Raw genomic sequence first — 12,876 nt, 5'->3', positions numbered from 1 at the left:
CCGGCTCAGCCACGTCAACGGACGGTTGCCACATTTCAGTGTTATTTTCCCTATATTCATTGCGCATGCTCACGGGAGTTCATTGTAGTTACTGGCAGCGCGAGTTCATAACAGCACGCTACCAGCCATCTCTTGCGCCGACATGCCACCATATAGGGATCTAGGTTGGTGCCTCAGTTTCATCGTGTCCGTTCCCTGCAGCAACCGAAATTGGTGAACTACGGTTTTGCGTTCTCGACCAGACCTTGTTCCACTCTTCCTTTCTGTCGCTGTCGCCGAGCTTTCCGCCACCGTGCTAATAATGACGATGGATAATCACCAGAATTACCTAAGGCCGCTGTTAGCCGATCTAAGAATACAGCCAAAATCACCACAGCAAGACCTGCTTCCAAACCTTGGCCGAGATTAAGCGTCGAGATCGCTGCAACGACTTCTTTACCAAGACCGTCGGCACCCACCATGCCTGCAATAACCGCCATCGACAGCGAAAGCATGATTATTTGGTTTATCCCCGCCATAATCGACGGCATCGCCATGGGAAGTTCGATTCCGCGCAAAATTTGTCGATCAGTAGCACCATAGGCACGTCCCGCTTCCACGACCTCGGGGTCAACATGGCGAATCCCCAGTTCAGTCATACGTACCCCCGGGGCCAGAGCAAAGATGATCGTCGAAAAGGTTCCCGGAACCACACCGATAGAAAAGAACATCACTGCAGGCAACAGATAGACAAAAGCCGGCATTGTCTGCATAAAATCCAAGATAGGGCGTACCACTGCCGAAACCCGATCATTTTTTGCCGCCCAGATCCCGACAGGGAGCGCAATGACCACTGCGACCAGCGTCGCGATTATCACCATCGCCATAGTGTCGAGCATTTGTTCCCACTGCCGTAGCCCCATCACTAACAAGAAGCTCATACACGCGTTAAGCGCTAGCCGCCATGACCGCAGTCCCCAACCTGCGCAAGCAAAAATGGCCAACAACAGGATTGCTGGTATTGCTTTTAACCCATCCGCGAGAGCTTCGACCAGAAATTTTGTGATCTCAGAAAAAACATCAAAGATCACTGAGGCATTCTCCCTCAGCCACATGAGCGCATTATCGCCCCAGGTGCCGAGAGGGATGCGCGGGATAATTTCTTCGCTCAATGCCATTAGCGTCCGCTTTCTTCGAGAAGGTTAGTATCGTTCGCCGCAGCAGCAAGCAAACGTTCTCGAGTAATAATGCCTTCGATCTCACCGATGTCGTTCTTGACCACGAGCGGGGCATCATTGCGAGCAGAATGCGTAAATAAATGCGCGATTGGAGTCCGTGAGTTCACGATGAGCTCACTGCTAAGCGCTGCGCTAACAAATTGCTGCGATTCCGCTTGTGTGCAGATATCTCCGGCCACTAGCACGCGAGCACGGTCAATATCCTGAATAAACTGAGCTACGTAGCTATTTGCGGGTTTGCGCAAAATCTCACCGGCAGTACCAATCTGTTCAATACGACCATCTCGCATGACTGCGATTCGGTCTCCCACACGCATGGCTTCATTCAGGTCGTGAGTAATAAATACCACAGTTTTTCCTAGCTCTGCTTGGAGATTTAGCAGGTAATCTTGCATTTCTTTCCGGATCAACGGATCCAAAGCAGAAAACGCTTCATCCATCAGAAGGATCTCGGCGTCGTTAGCAAGAGCACGGGCGAGGCCGACGCGTTGTTTCATACCACCTGAGAGCTCATCCGGGCGATAATGCGACCAGCCGTCAAGCCCCACCAGTTGTAGGGCTTTGGTTGCTTTTTCTTCGCGCTCAGTTTTGCCTACACCTTTGATTTCTAAGCCATAAGCGGCATTTTCTCCTACACTTCGGTGCGGTAATAGCGCAAAGTTTTGAAATACCATGGAGATATTGTCTCTACGCACTGAACGCAGCTCAGCTTCTGACATCTCGGTGATGAGACGACCACCTAAGCTCAGCTCCCCGGCTGTCGCGGGATGCAGTCCATTGACCATGCGCAGCAAGGTTGATTTTCCACTTCCGGATAGCCCCATGACGACGAACACTTCTCCAGGAACCACCTCGAAGCTTGCGTCGATGACTGCAGCTGTCAAACCTTGGTCACGCAGCTCTGTACGAGTGGTCCCAGTTCTCAGTGCTTGCACCCCCCGAACAGGATCTTTCCCAAAAATTTTATACAGTCCGTTGGCAATTATTCCGGACATGAATGCTCTCCTCTAATTTTGAAAACCATATATACACGGACTAATACCCGTGCACGAGAGCATGTTCCGAGCCGCAAGTTTTTCTTCTTCGTCAGTTTCACCGTCAAAGTAACAGGTTGCTATGAACATCTCAGTTTCGCCGCTACCCAGGTCCAGTAGATTCTCGGCGCCTTCTCCGTAATATAGCTAACCTGCTACATATATGCGGTTTAAAACATCGACTGAGAACTCTACATTCTCATCGTGATTTGCTGCCGGTCTGGGCCAAACCCTAGCGAACTTCGGTTCCTAACTCATCACATCGCTTGTCGAGAGCTTGTCGTGCAATGCCGAGTGCCATCCCCTGGCCAAAACCTCGCCGCGCAAGAACCCCGACAATTTTCCGCAGCTCTTTGTCATAATCTGCACGATCTTCCATTCGCTTTACCTTCTTGGCTTTTTTCCTTGCCAAGGTTTCTGCGAGCGCGGCCTCGTCGTCGTCATCGATTTGTTCTAGTGCCTGCGCCCTGATCCCCGGGGCGATGCCCTTGTCCGCCAATTCATGGTCGAGCACCAACCGTGTCTTCCCACGTCGCTGGTGTCGCTGATGGACCCACTCGTGTGCAAATTTCTCGTCATTCAATAATTCAGAATGTTCTAAATCAGCGATGACTTCGTCGATAACCTCTGCTTCGAATTCTGCATCGAGAAGTTTACCGCGCAGCTCCTGCGTGGAGCGTGCACGGTAATTGAGTAGGCCGAGGGCCTTCTTGCGCACCGGTGTTTTTGCTTCTTCTAGCTCGCGATCGATGAAAGCCGAACCATCCGAGTTTTTGGCGGTGTGTGCGGCAATGGCATCCCGCAACTGCGTAATTTTTCGTGCACTCGGCTGCGAATCGCCACGAGATTGATGCGCAGGCTGGTTACTCTTCGGAGTCATCGAAATCTGGCGCACCGTCATTAACGTCTGCGTTATCGCTCAATGGTGTATCTGATCCTGGAACATCGAAGTTTTCGGCATCCTTATTATTCTTGGCTGCGTATTTACCAATTCCAAGCTTCTGGAAAATCTTTTGCTCTAGTTCATCACTCAAATCAGGGTTCGATTTCAGGAACTGACGGACTTTTTCTTTTCCTTGGCCAAGCTGCTCCCCTTCGTAGGTGAACCAGGAACCAGATTTTTTCACGATATTGTTTTCTACGGCCAGATCAATGATCGAAGACTCGCGTGAGATACCTTCACCATACATGATGTCAAATTCAGCGACCTTAAACGGTGGCGAAACTTTGTTTTTGACAATCTTGATTTTTGTCCGGTTGCCGATCGCATCTTGGCCGTCTTTTAGAGTTTGGATTCGACGAATATCGCAACGAACTGAAGAATAGAACTTCAAAGCTTTGCCACCAGTGGTGGTTTCTGGTGAGCCAAACATCACACCAATTTTCTCGCGCAGCTGGTTAATGAAGATCGCGGTGGTACCAGAGTTGTACAAAGCGCCAGTCATCTTCCGCAATGCCTGCGACATCAAGCGCGCTTGCAGTCCGACGTGCGAATCTCCCATCTCGCCTTCGATCTCGGCCTTTGGTGTCAAGGCGGCAACCGAGTCCACCACGATGATGTCGATTGCGCCGGAACGAATCAACATATCCGCAATTTCTAATGCTTGCTCTCCAGTATCTGGTTGCGAGACCAGTAAGTTATCGGTGTCGACGCCTAAGAGTCGAGCGTATTCCGGATCGAGCGCGTGCTCAGCATCGATGAACGCCGCAATACCGCCTGCCTTCTGAGCTTCTGCAATCGCATGCAAAGTTACAGTCGTTTTACCCGACGATTCTGGGCCATAGATTTCCACGACTCGACCACGCGGGAATCCTCCAATCCCCAATGCGACGTCGATTGCGGTATTACCGGATGAGATCGCCTGGATTGGAGGACGGTCATCGTCACCCAAACGCATAACCGCCCCCTTGCCGTAGTCCTTCTCGATCATCGCCATCGCGGCATCTAAGGCCTTCTGGCGGTCTGCCCCGGCGTTATCGGATTTCTTGCTATTAGTTTTTTTCTTTGTTGCCATTTCCTCTACTTTCACTAGGACTCATGGAGAGTACCTAATCACATCAATTAACCGCGTCGGCATGTACTGTCATGCAACCGCGATCGTCATTTTCCTGTACTGCATATCAATTAGACTGCGTCCGCTTACTTTTGGTTCCACGGATCATCCTGCCCCAGCTAACCGGTTTTGCACCTGGCGACGCGGGATTCATGCGGTAGCAGGACCCTTACCAGCCGGGATTATCTTTACCTAGGCGACGTTCTTCTGGAATACGAAAATCATGCATGATTCCATCCCAAATTTCTGCCGGATCACATCCCGCGTCGATGAGTTCGTCGGCAGTAGCTTCACGGCCTGTTAACACATGTGAATGCGCTATCCATTTCGCCTGAGTTTCGCCAAACTCATCATTGAGCAGGCGACTGAATTCGGTTAACCGCATAACGTCACCGCCTTAAAATCGACATCTTATTGGTGCTGATGTGACTTATTCGCCACGGAGCTCACGCATACGTTTCGCAATCTCATCTTGTGAAACCTGTGGCTGTGAATTCTGCTGCGTCTGGGAGCTGGCTTGCTGTCCAGATTCCACTTGTTTCGGGGCAGTAGATTGCCCTTGCGTGACGGATTGTTGCGCAGAGTTCGAGCCAGCCATCTCCGCACGAATCTGCTCGAGTCGCGAATGCCCTGCCATCTGGATACCGGCCTGCTTGACCTCGTGCATGCGATTCTGAACTGAATTCTCGGACAACTCAGCTTGACCGAGAGCACGAGAATAACGTTGCTCAATCTTGTCGCGCACACTATCGAGTGAAGGAGAAGAATCATTGGTGAGATTGTTCATGGAGTTCAACGACTCCGAAACCTTCTCCTGCATCTTGGCCTGTTCCAGCTGGCTCAACAACTTCGACCGTTGCTGGAACTTTTCTTGCAGTTGCATGTTGTTCCGTTCAACTGCCTGCTTGGCTTGATCCGCCTGTTTTAGCGCCTGATCGTGTAGCTGCTTAGTCTCTTCCACGGATTGTTCTGCAGTCACCAGTTGTGCAGCAAAAGCTTCAGCAGCATTTTCGTATTCAACTGCCTTGCGCTCATCGCCCTCGCGGCGAGCCTTATCTGACAGTTCAAGAGCCTGTTTAGTATTGGACTGAAGTTTTTCGACCTCATTAAGGCGGCGGTTCAACTGCATTTCTAATTGCCGCTGGTTACCAATAACAGCAGCTGCCTGCTGCGATAATTCGTGGTGCTGGCGTTTTGCGTCGCTAATCGCCTGCTCGATCTGAACTTTCGGATCCGCATGTTCGTCGATCTTGGAATCGAACAGAGCCATGAAGTAGTTCCATGCTTTACTGAAAGGATTAGCCATGCTTAATCAAACGCCTTCCTATGTGCGTATCGAGGTCAATAAGTAGGTCTCGCAGTCCCTATAGAACCACAAATCAACGGAATCAATGGACCGACGAACTGCGCGAATTCTACAGCTCCGAGACTGGTTCTGCTGCAGCCGGGGAAGCTTTCGCCAGTTCTTGGTCTACCGAAGTCATTGCCATATTTCCAGCAGCTTCGATGAGCACGTCAGCAACAGTTGCATTCAACGCGTGACAGACAGATGCTAATAGTTCCGACGAGACTTCCTTGCGTCCGCGCTCTAGCTCGGAAATATAGCCCGGCGAAACCCGAGCCGCTTTCGCAAGTTCACGCAACGTGACACCTTTATCGGCGCGAAAAGCACGCAGCGCGAGCCCTAAGGCTTGCCGCAATAACGGTTCCGGCTGCGCCAGACGTTCATGATACGCAGTGCGCTCTCCGGTGATAATCGGAGTATCGAGTACTACTGATTGAGTTGCCATCACTAATTCCAACGATTCGAGTTCATTATTTGTTCCCACTCGAAATGTGGGATCTTCGGCAAGTATACAACGACCTTTCACGCGAAGGACGGACTTTACCGGTTTAAGCAAAAGCATTTTCGAGAGCTGTCTAGCACGAAGGAACAAGAATCTATGGTTAATTTAAGGTGCTCTAGTGCAAAGTGATTTTCTCGTATAAAAGCTGAATTGCAGCATCCACAGCATTACCACGAACCTGCGCACGCGAGACATCCGGCCATTGATAGAAAGCCGATTCGCCGTTTCCCATCTTCGGGCCGGCTACCGCAACATAAACATCACCAGAAGCGTGACCGTCCGCAGCCCCTGGCCCAGCCACACCAGTCAGAGACACAGCCCAATCACTCTCACAAACTATGCGGGCTCCGGCGGCCATTGCCCTCGCACATTCTGCAGAGACAACACCATAATGTGCAATCACGTCGGCATCGACTCTAGCTAAAGAAGTTTTCAGATCCGCAGAATAAGTCACCAACCCACCTCGTAACACTGCCGAAGCCCCCGGGATATCGGCTATCCGTGCTGCCAGCGCACCGGCAGTCAAAGACTCACAGGTAGCTAGAGTCTGCCCCCGTGATTCCAATACCCCAAGCACCGTTCCAGCATTAATAAAGTTTTCGTCTGCTTCACTCACACTAATTCTCCCGTTGAGAATCCCGAAGATAGACGTATCCCGTCCATAAAGTAACTGCAACGGCGGCTAACATTACAAGCAACGTCGGAATATTCATCCAACTTGGCAGTGGACAAAGATATAGGGCAACTGCGAGAGACTGGAGCGCCGTCTTGAGCTTCCCTCCTTGGCTAGCAGGAACCACTTTTCCTTGACGCAGCAAGGCAAAACGCCAAACTGTTATGCCAAATTCGCGAACGAGGATTACAACAGTGATCCAAACTGGCAACTCGCCGATGACATTCAAGCTGACTAAGGCTGCCGTCATGAGTGCTTTATCGGCAATAGGGTCTGCAATTTTGCCGAAGTTCGTCACGAGCCCGCGCGCTCGGGCTATATCTCCATCGAGTTTGTCCGTGACCATAAGAGCCGCAAAAACCAGGAAAGCAGCCCACATCCAAGCGATTTCGGTTCCCCCGCCTGCAAGGACGAGCCATACAAAGACCGGTATAAAAGCGATCCGCATACTCGTGAGAACGTTCGGGAGATTTAGGTTAGACGGCTTCGCAGATGTGGTACTCACACCTAGAACCTTACCCCTTCAGCGTTACGCGTCTGGTCATACCCCCGCGGCTTTGCGGGTATCAACGGCACCTTGAGCTACATCGCGACGAGATTTAATGATCGAGGCAATAACGGTCACAACCAATGTCGCAACAATGAACACTAGCGAACCGACCGTGGATACTTCTGGCACTGCAAGATTCTCGCCACCGTTAATAAAAGGCAGGTTGTTTTCATGCAGTGCATGCAGCAGAAGTTTGATGCCAATAAATCCTAGGATCACGCCTAATCCGTACGCCAGATAGATCAAGCGATCTAGCAACCCGTCGAGAAGGAAATACAGCTGACGCAGTCCCATCAACGAAAAGGCATTTGCAGCAAACACCAGGTAAGCCTCGGTCGTAATACCGTAAATTGCCGGAATTGAATCAAAAGCAAACATGACGTCGATAAACCCAATTGCCAACAGTGCTACCAGAAGCGGTGTGACAGCGGTTTTTCCGGACTTACGAACGACCAATTTATCCCCGTGATAGTCCTTTGTCACTGGCATAATCTTGCGTATTGCTTTGATGATAAACATGTCATTCGGATGGGTTTCTGGCTTATCCCGAAACTCATCAACGACAAGTTTAATCGCGATATACAGCAAAAAGATCGCGAATATATAGAAGATATCGGACCATGCAGAGATCAAGGCAGAACCAGCCAGAATGAATATCAAGCGAAAAACGAGAGCCAAAACAATGCCGATCAACAATACTTTTTGTTGATACTTACGAGGCACTTGGAAAGCTCCGATAATCAATGCAAAGACAAAGAGATTATCGATTGACAAGGCTTTCTCAGTCACATAGCCCGTAAGGTACTCGATTCCATGCTCAGCATCCCAGCCAAACCACACGACCGCACCGAAAAGAAGAGCCAGACCAATATAAAACGCCGACCAAAAGCCAGCTTCTTTTAGTGTCGGCGCGTGTGGCGTGCGCACGTGACTATAGAAATCGAAAATGAAGAACCCTGCGATGACAGCGATCGTAATCAACCAAATAAAAAGTGGTACTCCCACCATGACCTCCGGTCAGCATGTAGATGGACCAGAGGTCTCTCCTACCGCAGTATCCGCATAATTACGAGCTCTTAGGAGCCTCAATGCGCTCATACTGGGCCGACAGAACCGGGTACAGAAGGCTTCGTACCGTGTTGACGATTACTGTCGCGTCGAGGATACTCCCCTCCATGGACTGCACAACAGTCTAGCGCACTGAACCAAAGATGTGGTTATTCAATGCGCTAAAAAGCTTGTGACGTTGGATTATACGTAGCTTTTGTAATATGAGCTGAACCATCCGTGTCACCAGCGGAGTCCTCGACAACGTTATCTGGCTGCCCCTGATTCTGCTGCTCTTGCACTTCTCGCGGGGCGTCGGCCGGATCTGCTCCCTTGATCATCCAAATCGTAGTGTCAAGTTCTTCTGGCTTCGTTAATACTTCGCGCGCCTTCGAGCCCTCCGATGGGCCGACGATTCCGCGGGTTTCCATGAGGTCCATCAGGCGCCCAGCTTTTGCAAAACCGATACGTAGCTTCCTCTGCAACATAGATGTTGAGCCTAATCCGGAAGTCACCACAAGCTCGACGGCTTCCAGCAAGTCGTCCATATCCTTGCCGATATCATCATCGATTGCTTTTTTCGCCTCGGCTTGTTTGTCCTCGGTAACGCCCTCGGTATAGTCCGGTTCCCCTTGCTCCTTCGCTGCCTCGACGACGGCGTACACCTCATCGTCGGACACAAATGCACCCTGCATACGCACTGGCCTTCCACCCTGTGGAATGAATAAACCATCACCCATACCAATAAGCGACTCTGCGCCTGTTTGATCCAGGATCACACGCGAGTCTGTGGAAGACGAAGTCGCGAACGCCAACCGCGACGGCACGTTAGTCTTGATTAGACCAGTAACGACATCTACCGATGGACGTTGCGTAGCAAGGACCAAGTGAATACCAGCTGCACGCGCTTTTTGCGTGATCCGCACGATGGATTCCTCGATCTCCTTCGGGGCCGTCATCATAAGATCTGCTAACTCGTCCACCACGCACACGATGAATGGGTACGGTTCCATCTTCCGTTCGGACCCCGCCGGGGCTTGCACCTCACCGGTGCGCACTTTGTGGTTGAAATCCTTAATATGACGCACGCGCGCCGAGCGCATGTCTTGGTAGCGCTGCTCCATTTCTTCCACCAACCACTGCAACGCCGCTGCGGCTTTCTTCGGTTGCGTGATAATCGGTGTAATCAAATGCGGGATGCCCTCATACGGGGTCAATTCCACCATCTTGGGGTCCACCAGGATCAACCGAACATCATCCGGAGTGGCGCGAGTTAACAGTGAAACCAACATCGCATTAACGAAAGCCGATTTACCAGAACCAGTCGAACCGGCGACCAGCAAATGGGGCATTTTCTGAATCGACGACGAGATGAATTCGCCTTCAATATCTTTACCCAACCCAACCAATGTCGGATCTTCATCTCCCGCGATAACCTCAGATTCCAGGACATCACGCAAGCGAACGATCTCCCGGTCGGAATTCGGCACTTCGATACCGACTGCAGACTTTCCGGGGATCGGAGCGAGAATACGCACACTGCCAGTGGCTACCGCGTAGGCAAGGTTCGATTGCAAGTTCGTAATCTTGCTAACCTTCACACCTGGCCCAAGCTCAACGATATAACGCGTCACTGTTGGCCCACGGGTAAAACCGGTGACCTGCGCATCAACCTTAAATTCCGCAAAACATGCATCGATGGCTTCAATTGTGCGGTCATTTATCTCCGTCCGGGTTTTCGGAGCTCGCCCCGGTTCCAATAGACCTGCAGAAGGAATCGTATATTCAGTGGCCAATTTCGATGCTTGCTGAGTCGCGCCTGCGTCTTCACGCGGTCCATCATTAATCTGCGACGCCAAACCAACCTGGGTTGCTTGTTGCGCCTCAGGCTGACGAGCGCCAGACTGCGGTTTTACTCCGAGCACACGAGTTTGTCGCGCCGTATCCTGGTACTTGGTATCCACGGTGCGCGGGTTTTCTGCAGCTTGCTTTTGTTGCAGCCCGGATTGAGCTTGGTCCACAGCATCTTCTGGCGCTAGAGGCAGCTCTTCTGTCTTCTCTACTTCTGGTTCCGTACGAGCAGACCTGGACCTCGTTGGACTGTCCAAGACCGCAGGAAACTCATCCGTATCACTTGCCGTCGGCGCATTTTCCAAACCAGCAGCAGTCTTCGAAACCTGCTCCTGATGTTCTCGAGAACCATTACTGGAAAGCACCTCAGTGTGCTCTACCTGAGATGGTTGTTCGATGCGAGGAAAAAGTCCGGTGCTCTTCTTAGCATTAGCAACTACATCGTGTGTCCCTGCGGTGCTTGACTGGGTTGTTGTGAAACCTGGCCGCTTAGACTGCGAAGCCACTGGATTCGTCCGCAACGGCGCGCGTCGACGTGGCGTGCGTTGTGCTCCAGATGCAATGGCTGCAATTTCGTCGTTCGCTCGCCCGTAGGCATCCCCGTATTCATTGTGGCCGCCGACCGACTCCCGATCGGGATCAGCATCCAAATTTTTGTTGCTATTTCCAGAAATTACATTACGCAAATACTCAGTAAACTCTTTGACCGTAATTCCGGTGACCTTCAATGCACCATAAATAATGACTAGGAACAACAGAGGAACAGCAACATAGGGACTGAATCCAGCAGCTAATGCTCCGCCTGTCCATGCCCCGAGTGCACCACCAGCGACAAATCGTTCCGGCCATTCTGCTGGTGCTCCGGAAAATAGATGGATCAATCCGAGCATAGAAATAACGATCAACGCAGTCCCCATGGATACACGAACCCTGTGTTCTACAGCCACGCGTCTGCCGGAAAACAACGCCGATGCTGCGAGAATGAGCGCGACGGGGACAATGAAGGCACCGGCCCCCAACACGGCATGGGTGGCCGTCGCGATGGCCCGACCAATAAATCCAGCGATATCAAGCCACACAGAAGCACCCAGAACGATGGCAACACCAATCAGTGTTAAGGCAATCGCATCAGAGCGTGACGAAGGTACGCCCGCCTCCGGCTTCACCGCAGGGAGAGCTGACTCGGAGGTACCGACCTCACTCCCCTCAATCTGCTCAGCGTGTGCATCATCACTCTGCTGGTCTAAGCCATCAGCTGACACATGATTATCGGTCGCGCGTTTCTTTTCTCGTGATTGCGCCATCACGCCTGAACTACGTTGTCCCTTTTTTGTCTTAGCCTTCTTGCCCGTCATGTCTGTCGAGTAGAGATCTTCGTCTAATCCTGCAGGTGAATTTTTCCGCTTCTTATTCCTGCCAGCTGCTTGCCGGCCCATTTCGGTAGCATCGGCATCTGTGTCGACACCATCGGTAAAGTCGTCGTAGTCGGCATATGCCTCGTAATCGTCATCATCCTGGCCAATATTTCCGAACTTTTTGAGCGCACCTGATGTTTTCGAAAATGCAGTGGCAATACCTGAGCCCACAGCACGGAAAGCACTTCCCGTGCGTTCATGCGAAGTATTGGCTGCACGTTGCGCAGAACCAAAAACTACAGTTTCTAGGTTTGCAGAATCAGAATTCTCCTCCCTAGATTTCGCGGGATCTCCACCAGTTTTTTCCGGCATTCCAGAACTTAATTTTTTCCCGGCTGTGCGACCAGAGCGGGTGCGCGGAGCCGGGCGAGTCGAGTTGGCGCGGGCTTTGTTACGCTCGCCGCCACCACGATGATTGCGAGGGCTGGTGGACTTTACAGACATGCCCCATACCCTAATGCCTCAATGCCCAATATCCCCAAGCGCCACACCAATTTCGTGTATTAACTTACACAACTGTTAGTCAAGTCTAAAAGCTTGATCGAACGATAGCGCTCTCTTCCCCTGTGATCTCAACGCTGACTGCATTACGTCCAAATCCCCACAAGATCAATTCACCAATATCCCCTGACACACGCACCACATCATCACCCTTATCGACTACGCCCCAGCTTCCACCGAAGGTCAATGGTGGGAAACCAGTCGCAGAGAGAATGATGGGTAGTCGAGATTTCCCCAGCATTGTTTTAGCAAGCAGGGGCAAGGCTCTGGCTAAGGATTTCTCCCCCTCCAAGCTAATTTCCCGGCGTTGCCAATTCGGTTCCGCACGGCGGACATCTTCATGGTGAACAAAGTTTTCTACTGCATTAACCTTCGCTTCAACCAATCGGAATAAGGAAAACTGCGGAGGCCCCTGCCGCCAATTTTCTACAAGCTGCTCGTAACGCTGTGCCTTTGCCTTTTCTTGCACTTTCCTAAGATGCGACGACAATGACGGGACAAACATACCTAACGCCGCATCCGGACGATGTTCGCGCACCCACAAGTGCGCTGCTAAATCTGATGTCTTCCAACCCGAACATAAGGTTGGAGCATCAGGACCACGTTTGAGCATTAAGTCTGCCAAGCACTGGCGTTCCGAATCAGAAAAAGACATGTTTCCCAGGGTACCCTGGGAAACATGTCTTA

12 protein-coding genes are annotated in these 12,876 nt (G+C 51.4%); all 12 read right to left on the bottom strand.

Going from position 1 to position 12,876, the window contains the following annotated elements; genetic code table 11:
• Positions 1 to 218 precede the first annotated feature (218 nt).
• A complete protein-coding gene (locus tag A5774_RS02765) occupies positions 219 to 1,157 on the bottom strand; it encodes a proline/glycine betaine ABC transporter permease (RefSeq protein WP_064833247.1) in 939 nt (312 codons plus the stop codon).
• Complete coding sequence (locus A5774_RS02760; RefSeq protein WP_027017887.1) at positions 1,157 to 2,212, bottom strand: glycine betaine/L-proline ABC transporter ATP-binding protein; 1,056 nt, start codon at positions 2,210 to 2,212, stop codon at positions 1,157 to 1,159. Before A5774_RS02760 ends, A5774_RS02765 begins: the two co-directional genes overlap by 1 nt.
• 271 nt (positions 2,213 to 2,483) lie before the next feature.
• The gene (locus A5774_RS02755; protein ID WP_051619293.1) at positions 2,484 to 3,131 is read right to left on the bottom strand and encodes a regulatory protein RecX; all 648 of its coding nucleotides are present in this window, start codon (positions 3,129 to 3,131) and stop codon (positions 2,484 to 2,486) included.
• Positions 3,115 to 4,266 (bottom strand): recombinase RecA, encoded by a 1,152-nt coding sequence (recA, locus tag A5774_RS02750; protein WP_023019349.1) that lies wholly within the window; start codon positions 4,264 to 4,266, stop codon positions 3,115 to 3,117. The genes A5774_RS02755 and recA overlap by 17 nt, the downstream gene beginning before the upstream one ends.
• A gap of 208 nt (positions 4,267 to 4,474) precedes the next feature.
• Entirely contained in the window at positions 4,475 to 4,690 is a 216-nt protein-coding gene (locus A5774_RS02745) for a DUF3046 domain-containing protein (protein WP_021352635.1), read from the bottom strand.
• A 45-nt stretch (positions 4,691 to 4,735) separates the two neighbouring features.
• Positions 4,736 to 5,611 (bottom strand): PspA/IM30 family protein, encoded by an 876-nt coding sequence (locus A5774_RS02740; RefSeq protein ID WP_027017885.1) that lies wholly within the window; start codon positions 5,609 to 5,611, stop codon positions 4,736 to 4,738.
• A 109-nt stretch (positions 5,612 to 5,720) separates the two neighbouring features.
• A complete protein-coding gene (locus A5774_RS02735; RefSeq protein WP_027017884.1) occupies positions 5,721 to 6,095 on the bottom strand; it encodes a helix-turn-helix domain-containing protein in 375 nt (124 codons plus the stop codon).
• Positions 6,096 to 6,267: 172 nt separating this feature from the next.
• Positions 6,268 to 6,768: a CinA family protein gene (locus A5774_RS02730; RefSeq protein WP_161970020.1), complete on the bottom strand. Its 501-nt coding sequence runs from the start codon at positions 6,766 to 6,768 to the stop codon at positions 6,268 to 6,270.
• Position 6,769: 1 nt separating this feature from the next.
• On the bottom strand, positions 6,770 to 7,330 hold the full coding sequence (gene pgsA, locus A5774_RS02725; protein WP_023019345.1) for a CDP-diacylglycerol--glycerol-3-phosphate 3-phosphatidyltransferase: 561 nt from the start codon (positions 7,328 to 7,330) through the stop codon (positions 6,770 to 6,772).
• 36 nt (positions 7,331 to 7,366) lie between these two features.
• On the bottom strand, positions 7,367 to 8,383 hold the full coding sequence (locus A5774_RS02720; protein WP_027017882.1) for a TerC family protein: 1,017 nt from the start codon (positions 8,381 to 8,383) through the stop codon (positions 7,367 to 7,369).
• 221 nt (positions 8,384 to 8,604) lie between these two features.
• Positions 8,605 to 11,577, bottom strand: a complete 2,973-nt coding sequence (locus A5774_RS02715) for a DNA translocase FtsK 4TM domain-containing protein (RefSeq protein WP_369815507.1) — start codon at positions 11,575 to 11,577, stop codon at positions 8,605 to 8,607.
• A gap of 640 nt (positions 11,578 to 12,217) precedes the next feature.
• Positions 12,218 to 12,844, bottom strand: a complete 627-nt coding sequence (locus A5774_RS02710) for a TIGR03085 family metal-binding protein (RefSeq protein WP_064833245.1) — start codon at positions 12,842 to 12,844, stop codon at positions 12,218 to 12,220.
• Positions 12,845 to 12,876 lie beyond the last annotated feature (32 nt).

Origin of the sequence: Corynebacterium sp. EPI-003-04-2554_SCH2473622 (assembly GCF_001665955.1) — a bacterium.
GTDB lineage: Bacteria > Actinomycetota > Actinomycetes > Mycobacteriales > Mycobacteriaceae > Corynebacterium > Corynebacterium pseudodiphtheriticum.
The sequence above is the reverse complement of the archived record's forward strand: the minus strand, read 5'-3'. Positions and strand labels throughout refer to the sequence as shown.

What these genes read in the sequence shown, in the direction of transcription:
- A5774_RS02765 (WP_064833247.1), bottom strand. Translation starts at nt 1,157, where the DNA reads ATGGCATTGAGCGAAGAAATTATCCCGCGCATCCCTCTCGGCACCTGG.
- A5774_RS02760 (WP_027017887.1), bottom strand. Translation starts at nt 2,212, where the DNA reads ATGTCCGGAATAATTGCCAACGGACTGTATAAAATTTTTGGGAAAGAT.
- A5774_RS02755 (WP_051619293.1), bottom strand. Translation starts at nt 3,131, where the DNA reads ATGACTCCGAAGAGTAACCAGCCTGCGCATCAATCTCGTGGCGATTCG.
- recA (WP_023019349.1), bottom strand. Translation starts at nt 4,266, where the DNA reads ATGGCAACAAAGAAAAAAACTAATAGCAAGAAATCCGATAACGCCGGG.
- A5774_RS02745 (WP_021352635.1), bottom strand. Translation starts at nt 4,690, where the DNA reads ATGCGGTTAACCGAATTCAGTCGCCTGCTCAATGATGAGTTTGGCGAA.
- A5774_RS02740 (WP_027017885.1), bottom strand. Translation starts at nt 5,611, where the DNA reads ATGGCTAATCCTTTCAGTAAAGCATGGAACTACTTCATGGCTCTGTTC.
- A5774_RS02735 (WP_027017884.1), bottom strand. Translation starts at nt 6,095, where the DNA reads ATGGCAACTCAATCAGTAGTACTCGATACTCCGATTATCACCGGAGAG.
- A5774_RS02720 (WP_027017882.1), bottom strand. Translation starts at nt 8,383, where the DNA reads ATGGTGGGAGTACCACTTTTTATTTGGTTGATTACGATCGCTGTCATC.
- A5774_RS02715 (WP_369815507.1), bottom strand. Translation starts at nt 11,577, where the DNA reads ATGGCGCAATCACGAGAAAAGAAACGCGCGACCGATAATCATGTGTCA.
- A5774_RS02710 (WP_064833245.1), bottom strand. Translation starts at nt 12,844, where the DNA reads ATGTCTTTTTCTGATTCGGAACGCCAGTGCTTGGCAGACTTAATGCTC.